Annotated in this window: 21 protein-coding genes and 1 tRNA gene; 16 read left to right on the plus strand and 6 right to left on the minus strand. The window is 64.9% G+C overall.

The features are described 5' to 3' along the window. Nucleotides 1-741 carry a M50 family metallopeptidase gene (locus ACIQF4_RS04475; protein ID WP_350003325.1) on the minus strand — a complete coding sequence of 247 codons (741 nt, stop codon included), beginning with the start codon at nucleotides 739-741 and terminating at the stop codon, nucleotides 1-3. 160 nt (nucleotides 742-901) lie between these two features. After that, the gene (locus ACIQF4_RS04480; RefSeq protein ID WP_066275770.1) at nucleotides 902-1,204 is read right to left on the minus strand and encodes a DUF4193 domain-containing protein; all 303 of its coding nucleotides are present in this window, start codon (nucleotides 1,202-1,204) and stop codon (nucleotides 902-904) included. A gap of 211 nt (nucleotides 1,205-1,415) precedes the next feature. Here ACIQF4_RS04480 and ACIQF4_RS04485 point away from each other — a divergent pair, with 211 nt between their 5' ends. The 3 genes from ACIQF4_RS04485 to ACIQF4_RS04495 all read left to right on the plus strand — a co-directional run bounded on the left by ACIQF4_RS04485 (nucleotide 1,416) and on the right by ACIQF4_RS04495 (nucleotide 4,626). Then, nucleotides 1,416-2,561, plus strand: a complete 1,146-nt coding sequence (locus ACIQF4_RS04485; protein WP_400515515.1) for a glycosyltransferase family 9 protein — start codon at nucleotides 1,416-1,418, stop codon at nucleotides 2,559-2,561. Then, entirely contained in the window at nucleotides 2,558-3,529 is a 972-nt protein-coding gene (locus ACIQF4_RS04490) for a glycosyltransferase family 9 protein (protein WP_350003322.1), read from the plus strand. Before ACIQF4_RS04485 ends, ACIQF4_RS04490 begins: the two co-directional genes overlap by 4 nt. 110 nt (nucleotides 3,530-3,639) lie before the next feature. Further along, nucleotides 3,640-4,626, plus strand: a complete 987-nt coding sequence (locus ACIQF4_RS04495; RefSeq protein ID WP_400579844.1) for a metallophosphoesterase — start codon at nucleotides 3,640-3,642, stop codon at nucleotides 4,624-4,626. Between the two features lie 271 nt (nucleotides 4,627-4,897). On the opposite strand, the gene ACIQF4_RS04500 is transcribed toward ACIQF4_RS04495, so the two are convergent. After that, nucleotides 4,898-4,980, minus strand: a tRNA-Leu gene (locus tag ACIQF4_RS04500). A 170-nt stretch (nucleotides 4,981-5,150) separates the two neighbouring features. Between ACIQF4_RS04500 and ACIQF4_RS04505 the strand changes: the two genes are divergently transcribed. Both ACIQF4_RS04505 and ACIQF4_RS04510 read left to right on the plus strand, forming a co-directional pair. Continuing rightward, nucleotides 5,151-6,455 carry a M20/M25/M40 family metallo-hydrolase gene (locus ACIQF4_RS04505; RefSeq protein ID WP_400516196.1) on the plus strand — a complete coding sequence of 435 codons (1,305 nt, stop codon included), beginning with the start codon at nucleotides 5,151-5,153 and terminating at the stop codon, nucleotides 6,453-6,455. A gap of 10 nt (nucleotides 6,456-6,465) precedes the next feature. Beyond that, nucleotides 6,466-7,626 carry an acyl-CoA dehydrogenase family protein gene (locus tag ACIQF4_RS04510; protein WP_400516195.1) on the plus strand — a complete coding sequence of 387 codons (1,161 nt, stop codon included), beginning with the start codon at nucleotides 6,466-6,468 and terminating at the stop codon, nucleotides 7,624-7,626. On the opposite strand, the gene ACIQF4_RS04515 is transcribed toward ACIQF4_RS04510, so the two are convergent. Beyond that, nucleotides 7,623-7,856: a DUF5703 family protein gene (locus tag ACIQF4_RS04515; protein ID WP_231454336.1), complete on the minus strand. Its 234-nt coding sequence runs from the start codon at nucleotides 7,854-7,856 to the stop codon at nucleotides 7,623-7,625. The two genes, ACIQF4_RS04510 and ACIQF4_RS04515, sit on opposite strands and share 4 nt — an antisense overlap. A 39-nt stretch (nucleotides 7,857-7,895) precedes the next feature. On the opposite strand from ACIQF4_RS04515, the gene ACIQF4_RS04520 reads away from it, so the two are divergent. Then, on the plus strand, nucleotides 7,896-8,162 hold the full coding sequence (locus ACIQF4_RS04520) for a hypothetical protein (protein ID WP_350003315.1): 267 nt from the start codon (nucleotides 7,896-7,898) through the stop codon (nucleotides 8,160-8,162). A gap of 10 nt (nucleotides 8,163-8,172) precedes the next feature. On the opposite strand, the gene ACIQF4_RS04525 is transcribed toward ACIQF4_RS04520, so the two are convergent. Then, on the minus strand, nucleotides 8,173-9,108 hold the full coding sequence (locus tag ACIQF4_RS04525) for an aldo/keto reductase (RefSeq protein WP_400516194.1): 936 nt from the start codon (nucleotides 9,106-9,108) through the stop codon (nucleotides 8,173-8,175). 52 nt (nucleotides 9,109-9,160) lie between these two features. Here ACIQF4_RS04525 and ACIQF4_RS04530 point away from each other — a divergent pair, with 52 nt between their 5' ends. Together ACIQF4_RS04530 and mshC are read left to right on the plus strand one after the other, a co-directional pair. Beyond that, nucleotides 9,161-9,994: an undecaprenyl-diphosphate phosphatase gene (locus ACIQF4_RS04530; RefSeq protein WP_400516193.1), complete on the plus strand. Its 834-nt coding sequence runs from the start codon at nucleotides 9,161-9,163 to the stop codon at nucleotides 9,992-9,994. 15 nt (nucleotides 9,995-10,009) lie between these two features. Continuing rightward, complete coding sequence (mshC, locus tag ACIQF4_RS04535; protein WP_400516192.1) at nucleotides 10,010-11,287, plus strand: cysteine--1-D-myo-inosityl 2-amino-2-deoxy-alpha-D-glucopyranoside ligase; 1,278 nt, start codon at nucleotides 10,010-10,012, stop codon at nucleotides 11,285-11,287. 50 nt (nucleotides 11,288-11,337) lie between these two features. Here mshC and ACIQF4_RS04540 read toward each other — a convergent pair whose 3' ends face one another. Then, nucleotides 11,338-12,243, minus strand: coding sequence for a PAC2 family protein (locus tag ACIQF4_RS04540; RefSeq protein WP_400516191.1), 906 nt, complete (start codon nucleotides 12,241-12,243; stop codon nucleotides 11,338-11,340). Nucleotides 12,244-12,394: 151 nt separating this feature from the next. Here ACIQF4_RS04540 and ACIQF4_RS04545 point away from each other — a divergent pair, with 151 nt between their 5' ends. The 8 genes from ACIQF4_RS04545 (at nucleotide 12,395) to prcA (ending at nucleotide 20,861) form a co-directional block, all read left to right on the plus strand. After that, nucleotides 12,395-13,132: an HAD family hydrolase gene (locus tag ACIQF4_RS04545; protein ID WP_400516190.1), complete on the plus strand. Its 738-nt coding sequence runs from the start codon at nucleotides 12,395-12,397 to the stop codon at nucleotides 13,130-13,132. After that, nucleotides 13,129-14,295: a site-2 protease family protein gene (locus ACIQF4_RS04550; protein WP_400516189.1), complete on the plus strand. Its 1,167-nt coding sequence runs from the start codon at nucleotides 13,129-13,131 to the stop codon at nucleotides 14,293-14,295. Before ACIQF4_RS04545 ends, ACIQF4_RS04550 begins: the two co-directional genes overlap by 4 nt. A 93-nt stretch (nucleotides 14,296-14,388) precedes the next feature. Further along, on the plus strand, nucleotides 14,389-15,456 hold the full coding sequence (locus ACIQF4_RS04555) for a tRNA (adenine-N1)-methyltransferase (protein WP_231454329.1): 1,068 nt from the start codon (nucleotides 14,389-14,391) through the stop codon (nucleotides 15,454-15,456). Between the two features lie 82 nt (nucleotides 15,457-15,538). Continuing rightward, complete coding sequence (gene arc / locus ACIQF4_RS04560) at nucleotides 15,539-17,290, plus strand: proteasome ATPase (protein ID WP_350003304.1); 1,752 nt, start codon at nucleotides 15,539-15,541, stop codon at nucleotides 17,288-17,290. Continuing rightward, nucleotides 17,287-18,957: a depupylase/deamidase Dop gene (gene dop, locus ACIQF4_RS04565; protein ID WP_350003302.1), complete on the plus strand. Its 1,671-nt coding sequence runs from the start codon at nucleotides 17,287-17,289 to the stop codon at nucleotides 18,955-18,957. Before arc ends, dop begins: the two co-directional genes overlap by 4 nt. A gap of 85 nt (nucleotides 18,958-19,042) precedes the next feature. Continuing rightward, nucleotides 19,043-19,246: a ubiquitin-like protein Pup gene (locus ACIQF4_RS04570; protein ID WP_015937113.1), complete on the plus strand. Its 204-nt coding sequence runs from the start codon at nucleotides 19,043-19,045 to the stop codon at nucleotides 19,244-19,246. A gap of 81 nt (nucleotides 19,247-19,327) precedes the next feature. After that, complete coding sequence (prcB, locus tag ACIQF4_RS04575; protein ID WP_350003300.1) at nucleotides 19,328-20,149, plus strand: proteasome subunit beta; 822 nt, start codon at nucleotides 19,328-19,330, stop codon at nucleotides 20,147-20,149. Between the two features lies 1 nt (nucleotide 20,150). Continuing rightward, complete coding sequence (gene prcA / locus ACIQF4_RS04580) at nucleotides 20,151-20,861, plus strand: proteasome subunit alpha (RefSeq protein WP_350003298.1); 711 nt, start codon at nucleotides 20,151-20,153, stop codon at nucleotides 20,859-20,861. Nucleotides 20,862-20,870 lie beyond the last annotated feature (9 nt).

The following is a 20,870-nucleotide window of genomic DNA, read 5'->3' on the forward strand; positions in this document are numbered from 1 at the left end:
CTATGCTCCCGCGTAGAGGACTGTGGAGATGGGCTGCCAGGCCCACAGCCAGGAGCCCGCCACCAGGGCCGCGAAGAGTACGATCCACACGGCGGAGGGAATTGAGGTGGCGCGCCACAGCAGGTAGGCGTCAGAACTCGCCAGCCTTTCCCGCCGGCGCAGGTGAAGGTGCGCCAGCTTGATGAGGTCGCGCACGGCGGCCACCAGCAGCGCCATCCCCAGGATGACGGCCACGTGCCCGACGAATGCCTCCGGGACCAGGAGCACCAGGAGAAGTGTCACGGCGATTGCGGTGAAAGTAATAAGGATGCCGGCAAGATTGCGCAGGAACAGCAGCGAGGCAGCCAGGGCAAGGCCGCCAGCCGTGATGGCGGCCGGGCCCCAACCGTTGAATCCGCACCAGACAAACGCGGCGCCCACAATGGCCGGGACCGGGTAACCCCAAAAGCACGACCATGCGCTTGCAAGCCTGCTGCGGCTGTAGGTGGTGGTGGTTCCGGAATGGTCGAGGCGCAGGCGGATGCCTGACAGCCGCTGGCCGCTCAGCAATGCAGCGGCCGCATGCCCCATTTCGTGCGTTGCCGTGGCCAGCAGCCCGAAGTACTTCCAGGAACGCCGCGGAACGGACAAGGCGGCAGCGATCACCAGCACCAGCGCGAGTTCGGTAAACGTCACGTCAGGGGCGTCCGCCCGGCTGAAGGCATCCAGCAACTTATTCCACGGGTCGACTGATATGTTCATCAAAGCCAGGTGCCGGCCGGGTCATCGTGTGCCATACGCGCCACAGTACCGGGACGTCCTGGGTGCCGGCTTAAAGCCGAAAGGCACGCCAACGAAAAGGGCGTGCCTTAGGATCGGTGGGGCCGCGGATGTTCCCGAAGCCCCACGTCGACTGTGTTAACTAGCCTTCGCACTCGGTGCAGTAGCTGTGGCCATCCTTCTGGCGCGCTATCTGGGACCGGTGACGGACCAGGAAGCAGGAGTAGCAGGTGAATTCATCTTCAGCCTGCGGGATGACCTGTACCACGAGCTCTTCGGCCACGAACTCGCCTCCGGGCACGCCTGCGCCGTCAAGCCCGTCAGCCTCATCCAGCTCCAGCACAACGCTGCGGGCGTCGGGAGCATTAGCTGACTGGAGCTGCTCGAGTGAGTTGTCCTGCGATTCCTTGACGTCGGAGCGCAGTTCGTCGTAATCGGTTGCCACTTTAGGTGCTTCTCTTTTCTTTGGTTCGCCTGTCGCGTATGAAACGTACAGCATCACGAGGCTATTCCCCAATAGCCGGAGTATGTTGACCCTCCACTGGGTAAGGGTTGAAAGAAGGCATCCTGCGGTTTATCACCGCAGCATGGATGGCAGGGCAGCGGAGGACGTAGCGCACGGCGCGCGGTCTCTGCATTACGGGTAAGGGGTATACGTGGAGCAGCTCACTGCAGAGTTCGGTGGTTCCCGGCGGGTTGGTACCGGTGTTGGTCCTGTCCTGGAAAAGTTCCAGGACGTGACGAGGATCGCTGTATTGCGGGGCGGAGGCCTGGGCGACCTGGTCTTTGCAATTCCGGCCATGTCCGCCCTCAAGGCGGCTTATCCCGGCGCAACACTGACTTTGCTGGGCACCCCCGTGCACAAGGCACTGATCGACGCAACCACAAGTCCCGTGAATGAGGTGTGCGTGCTGCCCTTTGCTGAAGGCGTCCGCCCGGGGCAGGAGGCCACGGAGGAACTGGATACATTTTTTGATGCCATGCGCGAACGCGGGTTCGACCTTGCCGTCCAGCTCCATGGCGGAGGGCGGTATTCAAACCCGTTCCTCCTTCGCCTGGGAGCGCGGCACACGGTGGGCACCCGTACCGCGGACGCCGCCAGCCTGGAGCGGACGGTTCCCTACCTCTATTACCAGCATGAGCCGCTGAGGGCGCTGGAAGTCGCTGGCCTGGCCGGCGCCTTCCCCATCGACCTCGAGGCACGCCTGGCGCCGGCACACGGACTTGCGTGCCCCGCCGTCGTAATGGACGACGGCGGCACCGGGCCTTTGGTGGTGGTCCATCCGGGCGCCACGGATCCCCGCCGCCGCTGGCCGGTTGCGCGGTTCGCTGAACTGGCGGCAGCGTGCGCCGCGGACGGGTTCCGGGTGGTGGTCATCGGGGATGAGAGCGAGCAGGAACTGGCCGGCGAGGTCGCGGAGCAGGCAGCCTCCGCCCACGTCCGATCCCTGGCCGGGGACCTTGACATGGGCGGGCTTGTGGCGCTGCTAGCCCGTGCGGCAGTGGTGGTTGGCAATGACAGCGGCCCCCGGCACCTCGCTCAGGCGCTGGGAGTGCCCACAGTGGGAGTGTTCTGGGCGGGCAACGTCATCAACGCCGGGGCGCTGGGCCGGAGCCTGCACCGCATACACGCATCCTGGGTGACCGCTTGCCCCTCCTGCGGGATAGACGTCACCCAGGTCGGCTGGACGGCGCCCCGGTGCCCCCATGACGACTCAGCCGTGGCAGATGTCTCGGTCCGTGATGTTTACGAGGACGTGCGGAGCCTGGCCGCCACAGAGCTGCCGAAAGAGGACGCATGAGCGGCGGGGAGGTCCTCACCAAGCCCGCGCCGGGGAACCTTGGCGACGCAAAACCCGAACTGCTGGTGCTGCGGGCCTTAAAGCTGGGGGACCTGCTGGTGGCCGTGCCCGCCCTTAAAGCCCTTCGCCGCGCCTTTCCTGAGCATCGCCTGCGGTACGCGGCCCAGGGGTGGCTGTCGGAGGCGTTGGGGCTGGTGGGCGGCTATGAGCTCCTGCCCACCCATGGCCTGGACGAGCCGCTGGCTTTGGAACCCGGCGTGGTCGATGTGGCAGTAAACCTCCACGGCAGCGGCCCGGAGAGCCAAGGAAGGATCGAAGCTTTGCAGGCGCGGCACACTATCGGGCACCGGAGCCAGCACCGGGACGGCCCGCCGTGGCGTGCCCACCTGCATGAAAGGGAGCGCTGGACCGCGCTCCTGGAATGGCACGGCATCGAAGCCGATCCGCTGGACATCCAGCTGCAGGCGCCCCATCGGCCCAGCCCCGTTCCCGGAGCCGCCGTCCTGCATGTCGGGGCAGCCTACGGCAGCCGCCTCTGGCCTGCCGAGCGGTTTGCCGCTGTTGCCTCTGCGCTCGCCGTGGCCGGGCACACCGTTGTTTTTACCGGCGGCAGCGGGGAAAGGGACCGCGCAGTGGAGGTGTGCCGGCAGTCCGGCCTTCCCGACGACGCCGTGCTGGCCGGGAGGCTGGGGTTGGGGGAGTTCGCCGCCACCATCGCCGCTGCCCGGCTGGTGATCTCCGCGGATACCGGCGCCGCACACCTGGCGTCGGCCTACGGTACGCCGTCGGTGGTGTTGTTTGGGCCTGCCCCGCCCGAAATCTGGGGCCCGCCGCCGGGTCCCCACATAGTCCTGACCCGGGCTGAGCTGCGGCGGGGAGACACATTTGCCCATGAACCCGACCCCGCCCTGCTGGCGGTTACCGTGCCGGATGTGCTGGCCGCTGTGGGGGAGCTGGGCGTCCTTTAGGCCGGCCAGCCCATTGTCCTTAACGGCCACACCGGTAGGATCGCTTCAAGCTGCTAAGCCACTACACTTCCGCGGGAGTTGGTTCACCCATGATTCGTAGCAAGCGATCGGTGAGGCAGTTGCTGGCCGCCGGAATGGCAACACTCAGCCTCGCTGTCCTGGCCGCGTGCGGATCCCAGGATCAAGAGTCCGTCCACTTCACCGCCGCGGGAGACATAGGCCTGGGTGAAGGCGCCTTGGCTGTGCTGGATACGGTGGCCCAACTGAAACCGGACTTCAATATCGCGCTGGGTGATTTCCCCTACGAGCCCGGCGCCGACCAGGAATTCTGCGACATGGTCACTGGAAAGCTGGGAGGGGAGTTCGCCTACCAGCTGCTTCCTGGAAACCATGAGAGCGATGGCTCTGACGGTGATATTGAGAAGCTGGCCGCTTGCCTGCCCAACCGTCTTCCCGGCCTGCAAGGCGATTACGCCGAACAGTGGTACGTAGACGTTCCGCAGGAAGAACCACTGGCCCGAATCATCGTGGTTTCACCAGGTATCGAGTTTCCTGGTGGCAAGCTCGACTATTCAAAGGACAGCGAGCGGTGGAACTGGACGGAACAGGCAATCGACGGAGCGCGGACAGAGAACATTCCCTGGACCGTTGTCGCCATGCATACTCCCTGTTTCACCATGGGGCGGTATGCCTGCGCAGCGGGAGAAGCCCTCACCAACATGCTGATCGAGAAGAAGGTTGACCTCGTTCTCAGCGGCCATGAGCACCTGTACCAGCGGACCCGCCAACTCGGATTCAGTGACCGGTGTGAGTATATGAGAGCCAAAACCGTGGAGAAGAGATGTGTGGTGGACACCGGAGACTCCATGACCCAAGGCAGGGGAACGGTCTTCGTCACCGTGGGCATTGGAGGGCGGACACCCCGCGAAATCAACATCGACGACCCCGAGTCGCACTATTTCGCATCCTGGTCAGCCGGTAACCACAATTCGACACTAGGGACGCTGGACGTCACGGCAACCAACACCCGCATGGACGTGAAGCTTGTTCCGGCGGACGGCTACACCTTCTCTGATTCGTTCAGCATCCGGAAGTGATCACGGGCGCATTGCGCACAATAAGCGCAGTCTCAGGACGGGGTGAGTGGAACCGGCGACGGCTGGGGGCGAGCACACGTGGTCTCAGGCGTGGCTCTCGTCGCCGGTTCCGTGAACCACATTAGGATCCCTGAAAGGCCTGCACCCGAGTAGTTGGTACCTGCTTTGTGGGGAACCCGTACCCGGCCGCCTGGAGTGCCGGACGCCGGCAGCGACACGCAAATACAAAAAAGCCCCGGAAAATCAGTGATTTTCCGGGGCTTTCCCATTGTGCGCGGAGGGGGACTTGAACCCCCACCCCCTTTCGAGGACTAGCACCTCAAGCTAGCGCGTCTGCCATTCCGCCACCCGCGCAGGTGGTGATTCGGAAACCGTTTCCGCCTTTCAGCGTTTCGCGTTTCTCCGAAGCAGCGAGAAAAACTCTAACACGACTTTTCCTGAAACATCGAATCGGGCCAAGTGGGTAGGCTGAGGGCAGCACATCAGCGTTGCACCAGCCAGTCATTTCCAGTGAGGAGCCCTCCATGCCTGACGTCATGCCCGAGGATGAAGTAGTCCGGATCTGCCAGGAACTCATCCGGATAGACACCTCCAACTTCGGTGACGGTTCGGGTCCGGGCGAGCGCGCCGCGGCGGAGTATGCCGCCGGCCTGATCGAGGAAGTCGGCATGGACGCCGAAATCTTTGAGTCCGCACCGGGGCGGGCAAACGTGGTGACCCGAATGGCCGGCGAGGACCCGTCCGCCAGTGCCCTCGTGGTCCACGGCCACCTGGACGTGGTGCCGGCGCTTCGGGACCAGTGGTCTGTGGACCCGTTCGGCGCCGAACTGAAGGATGGGCTGATCTGGGGACGCGGCGCCGTCGACATGAAAGACATGGACGCCATGATCCTCGCGGTGCTGCGGGGATTCGCCCGCACCGGCAGGAAGCCCAAGCGGGACATCATCTTCGCCTTCTTCGCGGATGAGGAAGCGGGCGGTGCCTACGGTGCCCGCTACGCCGTGGACAAACGTCCGGAGCTGTTCGAGGGCGCCACCGAGGCAATCTCTGAGGTGGGTGGATTCTCGGCCACTATTGGCGGCCAGCGGACGTACCTCCTCCAAACCGCGGAGAAGGGCATTTCATGGCTGCGGCTGGTGGCCCACGGCAGGGCGGGGCACGGCTCCCAGATCAGCACCGACAACGCCGTGACGCGGCTGGCCGGAGCCGTCACGCGCATCGGTGAATACAAGTGGCCCATCGAGCTGACCCCCACCACCCGGCAGTTCCTTGACGGGGTGACCGAACTTACGGGCGTGGAGTTCGACGCCGACAACCCGGATGTCCTGCTGAGCCAGCTGGGAACCGTAGCCCGGTTCGTTGGGGCAACACTGCAGAACACCACCAACCCCACGCTGCTCAAGGGCGGCTACAAGCACAACGTCATCCCGGAATCCGCTGAGGCGCTGATCGACTGCCGCACCCTGCCAGGCCAGCAGGAACACGTCCTGGAGACCGTCCGCGAACTGGCCGGCACGGGCGTCGACGTCAGCTACGTGCACCAGGACGTCTCCCTGGAGGTGCCCTTCGCGGGCAACCTGGTGGACTCCATGATTGACGCCCTGCACTCCGAGGACCCGGGCGCCAAGGTGCTGCCGTACACCCTTTCCGGCGGCACGGACAACAAGTCGCTGAGCAGGCTTGGCATCACCGGATACGGTTTCGCGCCCCTGATGCTGCCGGACGAACTGGACTTCACCGGCATGTTCCACGGCGTGGACGAGCGGGTCCCGGCCGATTCGCTCAAGTTCGGTGCGCGGGTCCTCAACACCCTCCTCACCAACTACTGACGCGGCCGCCATGACCCCCGAGGAAGTCCTGCCCGACGCCCTACTGGAGCGCATCCGCGGCCGTGCCGCCGGCTATGACCGGGACAACGCGTTCTTCCATGAGGACCTTGAGGAACTGGTGGGGGCCGGTTACCTGAAAATGTTCGTTCCAGCGGACGACGGCGGCATGGGCTTTGGCCTCGAAGCGGTGGCGCAGTGCCAGCGCAGGCTCGCAACGGCCGCCCCCGCCACCGCACTGGCCGTCAATATGCACCTGGTGTGGACCGGCGTCGCGCATGTCCTCAAAGCGCGCGGCGACACCTCCCTTGACTTCGTCCTCAAGGAAGCGGCGGACGGCGCCGTCTTTGCCTTCGGCAATTCCGAGGCCGGCAACGATTCGGTCCTGTTCGATTCACGGACCACCGCGACTCCCTTGCCGGACGGTGGTTACTCGTTCACAGGGACGAAGATTTTCACAAGCCTCTCGCCGGCCTGGACCCGGCTGGGGATTTTCGGCAAGGACCCGGATGCCCGGGAAGGGGAAGGCGAACTGGTCCACGGCTTCATCACCCGGGAAACGCAGGGATACCGCGTCGTGGACGACTGGGACACCCTGGGCATGCGGGCGAGCCAGTCCAACACCACCGTCCTGGACGGTGCCACTGTCCCGCCGGAAAGGATCTTCCGCAAGATTCCCGTCGGTCCCAGCAGGGACCCGCTGATCTTCGCGATCTTCGCCTGTTTCGAGACGCTGCTCGCGGCCGTCTACACGGGAGTGGGGGAGCGCGCCCTCACAGTGGGCGTGGAGGCTGTGAAGCGGCGCACCTCGTTCAAGAACAACGGACGCAGCTACGCGCAGGATCCGGACATCCGGTGGAAGGTTGCGGAGGCAGCCATGGCCATGGACGCCCTGTATCCGCAGCTGGCTGCAGTGGCCGCGGATGTGGACGCCCTGGCAGACCACGGAGCGCAGTGGTTTCCGAAGCTGGTTGGCCTGAAGGTAAACGCCACGGAGACTGCGCGGAAGGTTGTGGACCTGGCTATCCGTGTCAGTGGGGGATCGAGCTATTTCCGCGGCTCAGAACTGGAGCGGCTCTACCGGGACGTACTGGCAGGCATGTTCCATCCGTCCGATGATGAATCCGCCCACAACACCGTTGCCAACGCGTGGCTGGGTCCGCTGGAAGGCTAGACCGTCCGCTGGACCTGCAGGACCCGCCGGCGCAGCCAGAACCGCCGTCCGCCGCCAACATAAAGCTTGCTGCGCTCCAGCTCCCACTTGCCGTACTCGGAATGTTCCACCAGGCGGCGCCTCGCCTCAGGCAGTGAATCCTCAGGACTGACCGTCAGCACGAGGTACTCGTACTGCCTCAAATAGTCCCGTTCCCGCTGGACCGAGCTGGTGAGAAATTGTTCCTTCATTGCTCTCCATTTTCGTCCTTTTCCGGCTAACGTGAAGTCATGAGCATCGATCCGCGTGTCGCGCTTCAGTCCTTGACCACCGCTATGGAAGAACACCTTATAGCAGCATCCAACCGCCGCGGAGATGGTGACCCCTCCGTGGAGGCGGCGTTTTTCGCGGTCGCGGACGCCTTCGAAGTTTACGAAGATGCGCTCTATGAGGCCTACAACGAGGTGACGCCGCTCCAGGTCTTTGACGACGAGGACGACGAGGACGAAGAAAGCGACGTGGATGACGATGAGGACCTGGAAATCGTCCAGGACTAGGGCCGCGGACTTACAGCGGCGCTGAAACATCCTCAAGGGCCCGGGCAATTTCCGGCGGCAGCGGAGTGAGCTGCGCGTCCAGGAGCTCTTTCAGCTGCGCGGGCGTGCGCGGACCCACAATGGCGGTAGCCACGCCGTGCTGGGACAGGAGCCAGCTGAGGGATACGTCCTGCGGCGTCCGCCCCAGCCCCTTGGCCGCCATGCATAGGGCTTCCACGGTCCGGGAGGGCTTCTCCTCAAGGTAGGGCTCAACGTACCCGGCCTCGGCTGCGGACGCCGCCCGGGATCCGGAGGGAATGCTGCCGCGGTACTTGCCGGTCAGCACCCCGCGGCCCAGCGGCGCCCAGGCCATGAGGCCCAGTCCGGCGTCTCCAACCGCAGGGATAAGCTCAGCCTCGGGCCTGCGCTGCAGGAACGAGTACTCGGCCTGGGCGGCCACCAGGGGGAACCCGGCAACCGCAGCGGCCTTCGCCGTCTGCCACCCGTTGAAGTTTGAAACGCCGGCGTAGCGCGCCCGGCCGGAGCGGACGGCAAATTCCAGAGCGGACAGGGTTTCGTCCAGCGGAACGTTGGCGTCCCAGGCCTGGGCAAACCAGATATCCACATAGTCGGTGCCGAGCCGGGCCAGGCTGGCATCAAGTCCGGTGAGCATGGCGTTGCGGGACGTGTCCACGCCGCGCCGGCCGTCCGGCGTCGTCATCCCTGCCTTAGTGGAGATGGAAATCTCCGTGCGCGCCACGACGTCGCCCAGCAGCGATCCGATCATGGCCTCCGAGCGGCCGTCGGCGTAGGACGCGGCAGTATCAACGTGGCGGCCACCCGCATTAAGGAAGGTGCGCAGGAGTTCCGAGGCGTCCTGTTCGTCGGTTTCGCCGGCCCAGCCCATGGTGCCGAGGGAAAGGGCGGACACACGCAATCCACTGTTGCCGACGTAACGCTGCTGCATAGCAGCAAGCTTACGGCCAGAACAGGCACCGCCTATGACGTAGGGTCTTAGCGTGAACTGGTTTGAGGCGGCCCTGCTGGGCCTAGTGCAGGGTTTGACCGAATTTCTACCGATTTCATCAAGTGCGCATCTTCGGATTGTGGGGCAATTCCTGCCCAATGCGGCTGACCCGGGGGCAGCGTTCACAGCCATCACCCAGTTGGGTACCGAGACCGCGGTCCTGGTCTACTTCTGGCGGGACATCGTCCGGATCTTCAAGGGCTGGACGGGTTCGCTGACCGGCAAGGTATCGCGGCAGGACCCGGACGCCAGGATGGGGTGGCTGGTCATCCTGGGCAGCCTTCCGATCATCATTCTGGGCCTCCTGTTCCAGGACCAGATCGAGTCCGTTCTCCGCAGCCTTTGGATTGTGGCCACCATGCTGATCGTCTTCGGGCTCTTCCTGGCGGTCGCTGATGCCATGGGCACGCAGGAGCGGGACCTCAGCCGGCTCACCTACAAGCACGGCATCCTCTACGGCTTCGCCCAGGCCCTGGCACTGATTCCCGGTGTTTCCAGGTCCGGCGGAACCATTACGGCCGGCCTCCTGATGGGTTACACCCGCGAGGCCGCCGCCCGCTATTCGTTCCTTCTGGCCATCCCTGCCGTATTCGGCAGCGGGTTCTACCAGCTCTATAAGACCGTCACCAATGAGGGCATCGCCGGCCCCTATGGACTGCCGGAAACCGCCTTGGCCACAATGATTGCCTTCGTTGTGGGATACGTCATCATCGGCTGGTTCCTGAAGTTCGTGTCCACCCGCAGTTACCGCTTGTTCGTCTGGTACCGGATCTTCCTTGGCCTGGCCCTGTACCTCCTGCTCGGTTTCAATGTCATCAGCGCCTAGCACTAGGCTTGGTGTGTGAAATCCTGGATATCCCGCCCCGTTCCTGACGTGCCCGGAAGCATGCCCGCCCTCCGGCTGTTCGACACAGCGGTGCGCCGCGAGGTGGTACTGGAGAGCGAGAGCCGGCCGTCCATGTACGTCTGCGGCATCACGCCGTACGACGCCACCCACATGGGGCACGCATCCAGCTACGTCGCTTTTGACCTCCTGAACCGGGCCTGGCGGGACTCCGGCCGCGACGTCGCCTATGTGCAGAACGTCACGGATGTTGACGATCCGCTCCTGGAACGTGCCGAGGCCACGGGTGTTGACTGGCGGGACCTTGCTGCCGGCCAGATCGAACTTTTCCAGACGGACATGGAAGCACTGAACGTCCTGCCCCCGGACCACTACGTGGGCGCCGTGGAGTCCATCGGACTGATAGTGCCGGAAGTGGAACGGCTGGTGAGCCTTGGGCTGGCCTACACAGTGCCGGGCACCAAGGGCGAACCCGACGGGGACGTCTATTACGACGTCGAGGCGGCCGGCAAGCAGTCCGTCGCACCGGATGCTTGGTCCCTCGGATGCATCTCCGGGCTGGCCGAGAGCGAGATGCTCGAGCTCTTTGCGGAACGCGGCGGCGACCCCGGACGGGCGGGCAAGCGGCAGGCACTGGACCCGCTCCTGTGGCGCGTGGCCCGCGAAGGGGAACCGAGCTGGCCAGGCGGCAGCCTGGGAGCAGGCAGGCCAGGATGGCATATCGAGTGCACGGTCATCGCACAGAAGTACCTGCCTTCACCCTTTACCGTCCAGGGCGGCGGTTCGGACCTTATCTTCCCGCACCACGAAATGGGCGCGGGACACGCTTACTCCCTTGCGGGGGTTCCGCTGGCAAAGCATTACGCCCACGCCGGCATGGTGGGCCTCGATGGCGAGAAGATGAGCAAGTCCAAGGGAAACCTGGTGCTCGTATCAAAACTTCGGGCAGCAGGGGAGGAGCCCGCCGCGATCCGCCTTGGCATTCTTGCCCACCACTACCGCTCCGACTGGTCCTGGACGAACGAGGGGTTCGAGGAGGCGAAGGCCACCCTGGCTGCCTGGCGCAGGGCACTGGCCCACGCCCCCGCAGGCTCCGCCGCCCCCCTCGTGGCCGAGATGCGCGCAGCGCTTGCCGCCGACCTTAACGCTCCTGCCGCAATTGCGGCAGTATCCCGCTGGGCCGAGCAGGCAAACGCCGACGGCGGACCGGCCAGTCCCGCAGACCAGGCCCTGGTCAAAGACGCTGTGGACGCTTTGCTGGGAGTGCTTCTCTAAAACGGCCCCTCAGGGCAGGGGGCCGCACCGTGACCGCACGGCGGTGCCGGTCAGGGCCGGTCCTGGCCCCGGCGCTTGAGGTACCGCTCGAATTCCCGGGCAATCGACTCGCCGGTGGCTTCCGGGAGATCCGCTGTGTCCTTGGCTTCCTCGAGCTGCCGGACGTAGGCTGCGATTTCGGGATCCTCGGTGGCCAGTTCGTCCACCCCCCGCTCCCACGCGTCCGCTTCCTCAGCGAGCTCGTGCGTATCCAGCGGAACCTGCAGCAGTTCCTCAATCCGGTGCAGCAGCGCAAGCTGGGCCTTCGGCGACGGCGCCTGGGCCACGTAATGCGGGACGGCGGCCCACAGCGAAATCGTGGGGATTCCCGCCAGCAACGCCACCTCCGACAGCACGCCGACAATGCCCACCGGACCTTCATACTGCGAGGCTTCCAGGTTCATGCGCTCACGCAGCGGGGCGTCGTCCGACGAGGTACTGACCGGAATCGGCCTGCTGTGCGGAACATCCGCCAGCAGAGCCCCCACCAGCACAACATAGTCAACGTTCAGTGCCTCGGCGTGGACCAGGAGTTCCGCCGTGTAGGCACGCCATTTATAGGACGGCTCTGTGCCCTGGACAAAGATGACATCAACGTACGAGTCCGGAGCGCTTGCCTTATAGATCCGTGTGGAGGGCCACTTGATCTTGCGTTCTCCGGCGGGGTTCCGGCGCACGGTGGGACGCGTGAACTGGAAGTCGTAATACTCGTCGGCGTCGATGGAGGCCACCTTCTTGCCGCCCCACAGTTTGTTCAGGTAGCGAAGGGAGTCGCTGGCCGCTTCCCCGGCGTCATTCCAGCCTTCAAAGGCGGCAAGCATCACTGTCACGCGCTGTCCGTCAGCTACAGGCTGCAGGAACCGCTCCCTTTCGGGCCCGGCACCCGGTTCTGTGGTGTCTCCCTCGAAGCTATTCATTTCTTCACCCTACGTCCAAGGACCGCGGCTGTGCATTGAATGAAGCGCCACAACATCACGCAAATGCACTGCGGCCGGTCAGGGGGAGCCCCATATTCGCCAAGGGCGTAGCCATCAGCCGGCGCCCAGGCGGTCCCCGTAGACTGAGGGCATGCGATTGCCAGCCGACAGTTCCCCGCTCAAAGCCGTCCTGTGGGACATGGACGGGACGATCGTTGATACGGAGCCCTACTGGATCGCCGCCGAGCGCGCGCTGGTGGAAGAATACGGCGGGACCTGGTCCCACGGGCAGGCCATGCAGCTGGTTGGCCAGTCGCTCACTTTTTCCGCCGGGCTGCTCCAGGAAGCCGGCGTGGAACTGGAAATCCGGGAAATCATCGACACCCTCACCCACTCGGTGGTCAGCAGCGTCAAGCGCCAGGTCCCGTGGCGGCCGGGTGCCCGTGAACTCCTCGAGGAACTCCACATTGCCGGTGTCCGCTGCGCACTGGTCACCATGTCCGAGGGCCCGCTGGCCAGGCAGGTAGTGGCAAGCCTTCCACGGCAATACTTCGAGGTCCTGATTACCGGGGACACCGTCGCCCAGGGCAAACCACACCCTGAGGCGTACCTGACCGCCGTCGAATGGCTGCAGGACGCAGACCCGGACCTGGGCCTGCACCACTGCGTGGCGCTGGAGGACTCGGTGCCCGGTGTCTCCGCTGCCGTGGCGTCCGGTGTGGCAACCGTGGCCATACCGCACATTGTTCCGCTGCCCGAGGACGGGCGTTACACCCTCTGGGATTCCCTGGCTGGCCGCACAGTGGCCGACCTCGAATCGCTCCTGCCCGGCGGCCAGGGGATGCAGGGGTTCGTGGACGCCGCCCGTCCGCTCGGGGACCAACGGTGACGGAAACTACTGTCCCGGTCCGGCGCGAAGGCATTCCGCTGGGCAGGATTGCGGGCGTCCCTGTGGTGCTGGCTTATTCCTGGTTTATCATTGCCGCTTTCACGGTCATCGTCTACGGTCCCGTCCTGGCCGGGCAGAACCCGGCCCTCGGCGTCAGTGCTTATATCGTGGCGTTCGCGTACGCCGTCCTGCTACTCGTTTCGGTCCTGGTCCACGAACTGGCCCACGCCCTGACGGCCAGAATCTATGGCTGGCCCACGCAGAAGATCGTGCTCAACCTGTGGGGCGGACACACCCAGTTCGAAAGTTTCACGGCGTCGCCCGGACGCTCCGTCCTGGTGGCCCTCGCCGGACCGGCCGCCAATTTCGTCCTGGCCGGAGGAGCGTGGCTGCTTCTCAGCACGGCAAGCATGGGCATCGTCGCGGAAATCCTCACCAACATCTTTATGTGGGCGAACTTCCTGATTGCCGTGTTCAACGTCCTCCCGGGTCTTCCCCTGGACGGCGGACGGCTGGTCGAATCGGCCGTATGGAAGGCCACCGGCAGCCAGGCCAAGGGCACGGTTGCGGCGGGCTGGGGAGGCCGGATCATCGTCGTCGCCATCGGGTACTGGTTTGTTGCCAGGCCGCTGCTTGCCGGTGATGCCCCCGATTTCAGCCTGCTGATGATCACCGTGCTGGTGGGCGCTTTCCTCTGGATGGGGGCCTCAGCGTCCATCCAGCAGGGGACCCTTCGGGGCCGGCTCCACCTGGTCAGTGCGGCGGCGCTTTCCACCCCCGCTGCCGGCCTGCCATCTACCGCCATGGTGGAGGACGCCTTGAATTACAGTCGCGGGGACGCCACGTCGCTGGTGGTCTGCGGACCGGGCGGCCGGCCAGAGGGCGTTGTGGATTCCGCCGCACTGGCCTCCGTTCCTCCCCACGCCGCAGCGTCAACCCCCATCACCGCCGTTTCCTACGCGCTGTCTCCCGGCGCCTACGTCCCCGAATGGTCCAAGGGACAGGAGTTGCTCCAGTTCCTGTCCCAGCTGGAAGGGCGGCACTACGCCGTCGTAGACCACAATGGCAAGGTCACCGGACTACTCTCCCAGGACGCCGTCCTGGCCGCCATCACGGGCAAACCCAGGCGGCCCGATACACGCCGGCAGGGCCAAAACCGGTAGAGTTACCTGCCGGCCGGTGCTTTGCCGCCGCACACGCCGGATTGTTTCCACACGACATGCAGGCGCCACAGTTTTACAGGAGCGAGGAAAGTCATGAGCAGCGAAACCGCCGTCAACGAAGCCACAGAAGCAGCGGTCCCGGCCGGGGCTGCAGCCGGCGGCTCGCAGCCGGTGGGGGCCGCCCGGCGCCGGGGTCCCTTCCGCGAGGGGGAGCGTGTCCAACTGACGGACGAACGCGGCCGCATGAACACCATCACCCTCGAAAGCGGCGGCGCATTCCATACCCACCGCGGTTTCCTGAACCACGACGACATCATCGGCAAGGTGGACGGTTCCGTCGTTGTGAACAACGTTGGGCAGCAGTACCAGACCCTGCGCCCCCTGCTGTCCGACTTTGTCCTGTCCATGCCGCGCGGCGCCGCCGTCGTCTACCCGAAGGACGCCGGACAGATTGTTACCATGGCGGATATTTTCCCCGGCGCCCGCGTCGTGGAAGCCGGCGTTGGTTCCGGTGCGCTGTCCATCTCGCTGCTCCGGGCCGTGGGGGACAACGGATATTTGCACTCTTTTGAACGGCGTGAAGAGTTCGCTGACATCGCCCGCGGCAACGTCGAGACAATCTTCGGCGGCCCGCACCCCGCCTGGCAGGTATCGCTGGGCGACTTCCAGGAAGAGGTTGTCCGCAGCGAGGCACCCGGCTCCGTTGACCGGGTGGTGCTGGACATGCTGGCCCCTTGGGAATGCCTCGATGCCGTGGCCACCGTACTCGCCCCCGGCGGTGTCTGGATCAACTACGTCGCAACCGTCACCCAGCTTTCCCGCACTGCCGAAGCCATCCGCGCGGACGGGCGCTTCACCGAGCCCGACGCCTGGGAATCCATGGTGCGTGGCTGGCACCTGGAAGGGCTCGCCGTCCGGCCGGACCACCGCATGGTGGCACATACCGGCTTCCTGCTGGTCACCCGGCGCCTGGCCGACGGCGTCACCGGCATCTCCGTCAAGCGCCGCCCGTCCAAGACAGACTTCAACGAAGAGGACGTGAACGCGTGGACGCCGGGTGCGGTGGGCGAGCGCCAGGTCTCCGACAAGAAGCTTCGCCGGGCAGCCCGGGACGCCATCGCGGGTACCCACGTCAAGGACGACCCAGAGGTCACGAACTAGTCCACATTTCGGGAGTCTCCATCCCTACCTGCCATCTTGGGGCTAATGTCTTAATAGAAGCGCAGGAAGGGGCTGATACATCATGGAGACACCAAACCAGGACTCCGGACGTACACCGGCAGAGCAGTCTGCCGCCAACGACCTCTCGGTTGCAGACCGCCAGGTCAACATCCTCCGGGACAAGCTGAGGCATATTGACCGGCAGTTGGCTGCGGCAACGCAGAACAACACCAAGCTGGTCAGCATGCTTGAGACCGCCAAGGCCGAAATCCTCCGGCTGAAGAACGCCCTGGACCAGGAAGGCCAGCCGCCCTACAGCTTCGGCACCATACTCCAGCTCAATCCCAGGCGGCAGCCTGCCCCCGGCAGCAGCGGACAGGCGGCAACCGAGGAATCGGTTGACATCTTCAACGCCGGCCGGAAAATGCGCGTCGGCATCAGCCCCCTGGTCAACATCAACCAGCTGGCGGTTGGCCAGGAGGTCCTGCTGAACGAGGCGCTCCTCGTTGTTGCCGGGCTCGGCTACGAGCGCGCCGGTGAACTGGCCACGCTCAAGGAAATGCTGGGAGCGGACCGCGCCCTCGTGGTGGGCCGTGCCGATGAAGAACGAGTCGTCCGGCTTTCCGGGGCGCTCCTCGCCGAGAAGCTCCGGGTGGGCGATGCCCTTTCCATCGACTCAAGGACCGGATACGCCCTCGAAAAGGTGCCGCGCTCCGAGGTGGAAAACCTGGTCCTGGAGGAAGTCCCGGACATCACGTATGAGGACATTGGTGGCCTGGGGCCCCAGATCGAGCAGATCCGCGACGCCGTCGAGCTGCCGTTCCTCCACCCCGATCTCTACCGCGAGCACGGGCTCAAGGCGCCCAAGGGCATCCTGCTGTACGGTCCTCCAGGCTGCGGCAAGACCCTCATTGCCAAGGCCGTGGCCAACTCGTTGGCAGCAAGGGCAGCGGAGCGTTCCGGCAACGTGGACCTCAAAAGCTATTTCCTGAATATCAAGGGACCCGAACTCCTTGACAAATACGTCGGTGAAACCGAACGGCACATCCGGCTGATCTTCTCCAGGGCGCGTGAAAAGGCCTCGGACGGCAGCCCGGTGGTGGTGTTTTTCGATGAGATGGATTCGCTGTTCCGCACTCGTGGCACCGGTATTTCGTCCGACGTCGAAACAACCATCGTGCCGCAGCTGCTCAGTGAGATCGACGGCGTGGAGCGGCTGGACAACGTGATCGTCATCGGCGCGTCCAACCGCGAGGACATGATCGATCCGGCCATCCTCCGGCCGGGCCGGCTGGACGTGAAGGTCAAGATCCACCGTCCCGACGCCGAGGCCGCCGCCGATATCTTCAACAAGTACATCACCCCCGACCTGCCCTTCCACGAATCGGACCTGGCAGAGCATGACGGCGACGTGCAGGCCACGGTGGACGCCATGGTCCAGCGGACGGTGGAAGCCATGTACTCCACGGACAAGTCCAACGAGTTCCTGGAGGTCACCTACGCCAACGGGGACACCGAGATGCTCTACTTCAAGGACTTCAACTCCGGCGCTGTGGTGCAAAACGTGGTGGACCGGGCCAAGAAGTACGCCATCAAGGACCTCCTGACCACCCACCAAAAGGGGCTTCGGATCGAGCATCTGCTGCGCGCCGTCGTGGACGAGTTCCGCGAGCACGAGGACATGCCCAACACCACGAACCCGGATGACTGGGCGCGGATCTCCGGCAAGAAGGGCGAACGGATCACGTACATCCGCACCATTGTCCAGGGCAAAGCCGGCCAGGAACCCGGCAAATCCATCGAGACGATGCCGACAACAGGCCAGTATCTATGACCGCTGCACCGGAGCCCGCCGCCGGGGGAGCATTGCCGGCAGGCGGGGCCATGCGGGTCATGGGCGCGGAAACCGAATACGGCATCCACGCCCCGTCCGCACCCTCGGCGAACGCCACCATGATGAGCGCCAGGGTGGTCCAGGCCTATGCACAGGTAACCCGCATGCGCGCCGCCGGCGGCGCCGAGACCCGCTGGGACTATACGGACGAGGAGCCGCTCCATGACGCCCGCGGGTGGACTGTGGACCGCAGTTCCGCCCACCCGAGCCAGCTGACGGACCAGCCGCCGGTTTTGGATGCGGAGGCGGTGGCGCTTGCCTACGGGCGCGAAGAGCTTGAGCTCGACGGGCAGGACGAGTCCGGGACACTCCTGATGAACATGGTGCTGGGCAACGGTGCACGGCTCTACGTGGACCACGCGCATCCCGAGTACTCCAGCCCCGAGGTGACCAATCCCCGGGATGCCGTTAGATGGGATGCGGCCGGAGACCTGGTGGCGCTGGCCGCCGTTCGCCGCCTGGCTGCAGATCCGGACCTTCCGCCGGTCAATCTCTACAAGAACAACACGGACAACAAATCCGTTTCCTACGGCTCCCATGAGAACTACCTCATGCCGCGGTCCGTGCCCTTCGGCGATATTGTGCGCGGGCTGACGCCCTTCTTCGTCAGCCGCCAAATCATGTGCGGGTCTGGCCGGGTGGGGATCGGCCAGGACGCGTCAACCCCGGGATACCAGATCAGCCAGCGCGCGGATTTCTTCGAGGCCGAAGTAGGCCTGGAAACGACCATCCGCCGGCCAATCATCAACACGCGGGATGAGCCGCACGCCACCGCGGACAAGTACCGGCGCCTCCACGTGATCATTGGGGACGCCAACCTCAGCCAGGTTTCCAACTACCTGAAGTTCGGAACAACGGCGATGGTGCTCAGCCTGATCGAGGCCGGCCTGGCGCCAAAAGTCGAAGTCTATGAGCCGGTCGCCGCGCTCCAGACGGTGAGCCACGACACCACGCTCACCGCCAGACTGCGGCTGCTCGACGGCAGACGGGTCACCGCCCTGGACCTGCAGTGGATGTACCACGAGGCCGCTGCCAAGCTGGCCCAGGACACCGGTGTGGGAGACAAAGTGGACGGCGACGGGCACACGCACGATGTCCTGGAACGCTGGGCCGCCGTCCTCACCCAGCTCGACAACGACCGGGCCGCTGCCGCTTCCTCGGTGGAATGGCTGGCCAAGCTCTCGCTGCTCAACGGATACCGGGAGCGTGACGGGCTGGAATGGAACGACGCCCGGCTGGGACTCGTCGACCTTCAGTGGGCAGACATCAGGCCGGAAAAGGGCCTTTACTACCGGTTGCTCGCCAGGGACCGGATGCAGAGGATCCTTGAAGATGCGGCGATCGCGGGAGCAGTTTCCGAACCGCCGGCGGACACCCGGGCGTTCTTCCGCGGCAGGTGCATCAGCAGCTTCGGCAAGGACGTGGTGGGCGCCAGCTGGGACTCCGTCATCTTCGATGTCCCGGGATACGGGCGGCTCCAGCGCGTGCCCACGAGGGAGCCCCTCCGGGGAACCAGAGCCCTGACCGGCGCGTTATTCGAACGCTACCGGGAAGCGGGCCCGTTCCTGGCAGAGCTTCTGGGACATAACGCTCCGCCTGCGGCGTAAACCGCCACCGGAAGCCCACACCGTGGCAGGATGGGCATATCGGAGGATCCGCCGGATCCGACGACGGATATAAGGAGGGGTAACAATGGCAGGCCAGGAGCAGCAGCAGCCGCAATCGCGCGACAGCCAGGTCGACGAGGACATTCCCGAGGCGCCGCCCGCGCCGCCGGAGGCACAGGCATCCGCCTCCACTGAAGGCGTCGACGACCTTCTCGACGAGATCGACGGCGTCCTCGAATCCAATGCTGAAGAGTTCGTCCGGGCGTTCGTCCAAAAGGGCGGTCAGTAACCCGGATTCGGAGGCTGGCGGAAGCCGCGGAAGGCCCGAATCTGTACCGACGTTGAAGGACCACGTTCAAGGAGTGCATGAGTGCAGGAATCAACCGCCAACCAGGTAGCCGCCAACGCCACCTCATCATTTACCGAACACCTGCAACGGGACCGGCCGGAACTCCTTCCGTATAACCGGTCCCTCCAGGCAGGCGCGCAGGCGGCTGCCCCCTTGCAGGTTCCGCATGCCACCACCATTGTCGCCATGAGCTACGACGGCGGTGTGCTGATGGCGGGTGACAGGCGCGCCACCATGGGCAACGTCATTGCCAGCAGGCACATCGAAAAAGTCTTCCCCGCCGACCGCTATTCCGTCCTGGGGATCGCCGGCACTGCCGGAATCGCCATCGACCTGACCAGGTTGTTCCAGGTGGAACTTGAGCACTACGAAAAAATCGAGGGCACGCTCCTCAGCCTTGAAGGCAAGGCCAACAGGCTGGGCGCCATGATCCGGGGCAACCTTCCCCTCGCCATGCAGGGACTCGCCGTTGTGCCCCTCTTTGCCGGCTTCGACACCAGCGCAGGCGTGGGCAGGCTTTTCTCCTACGACGTCACCGGCGGCCGGTACGAGGAACGTGAACACCACACCGTGGGATCCGGTTCCGTCTTTGCCCGCGGTGCCCTGAAGAAGCTCTGGCGGCCCAACCTCACGGCGGCCGAAGCCGTCGCCGTCGCCGTCGAATCGCTTTACGACGCAGCCGACGACGATTCGGCCACCGGCGGACCCGACACCGTGCGGCAGCTGTGGCCCGTCATCTACACCGTGGACGGTTCGGGCGCGCGCCGGGTGCCGGACAACGAACTGGCTGCAGCATCCCGGAACGTGATCGAGGCGCGGACCATCGCCGGACGGGAGGCCTGAGATGACACAGCAGTTCTATGTTTCACCCGAACAGCTGATGAAGGACCGCGCCGATTTCGCCCGTAAAGGCATCGCCCGGGGCAGGTCCGTCGTCGTCATCAGCTGCCAGGACGGAATCGCACTCGTCGCCGAGAACCCTTCTCCGTCGCTGCATAAGATCGGCGAGATCTACGACAAAATCGCGTTCGCCGCCGTCGGCAAATACAACGAATTCGAAAGCCTCCGCCAGGCAGGTGTCCGCTACGCCGACGTGCGCGGCTACTCCTACGACCGGGAAGACGTCACTGCCAGGGGACTGGCAAGCGTCTACGCGCAAAGCCTTGGAGCCGTGTTCACCGCTGAACAAAAACCGTTCGAAGTGGAGCTGGCAGTTGCCGAGGTCGGCGCCACCCAGGCTGAGGACCACCTTTACCGGCTGACCTTTGACGGCTCCATAGCCGACGAACACTCCTTTGTTGTGATGGGTGGCCAGGCGGACAAAGTCTCCTCCGTCATCGGAGAAGGCTGGCGCAACTCACTGAATTTCGCTGATGCGGTACGCCTTGCAATGACTGGCCTGGTCCCGCCCGGAGAGCCGGCAGAACAGGCAAAAGCACTTCCGGCAGGTGCGCTGGAAGTAGCAGTCCTGGACCGGGCATCGGAAGCCACCCGCGGGTCCAGGCGCGCCTTCCGCCGGCTCAACGACGCGGACATCACTGCATTGCTGGCCTAGGAGGACAGG

Origin of the sequence: Pseudarthrobacter sp. NPDC092202, from assembly GCF_044755505.1 — a bacterium.
GTDB lineage: Bacteria > Actinomycetota > Actinomycetes > Actinomycetales > Micrococcaceae > Arthrobacter.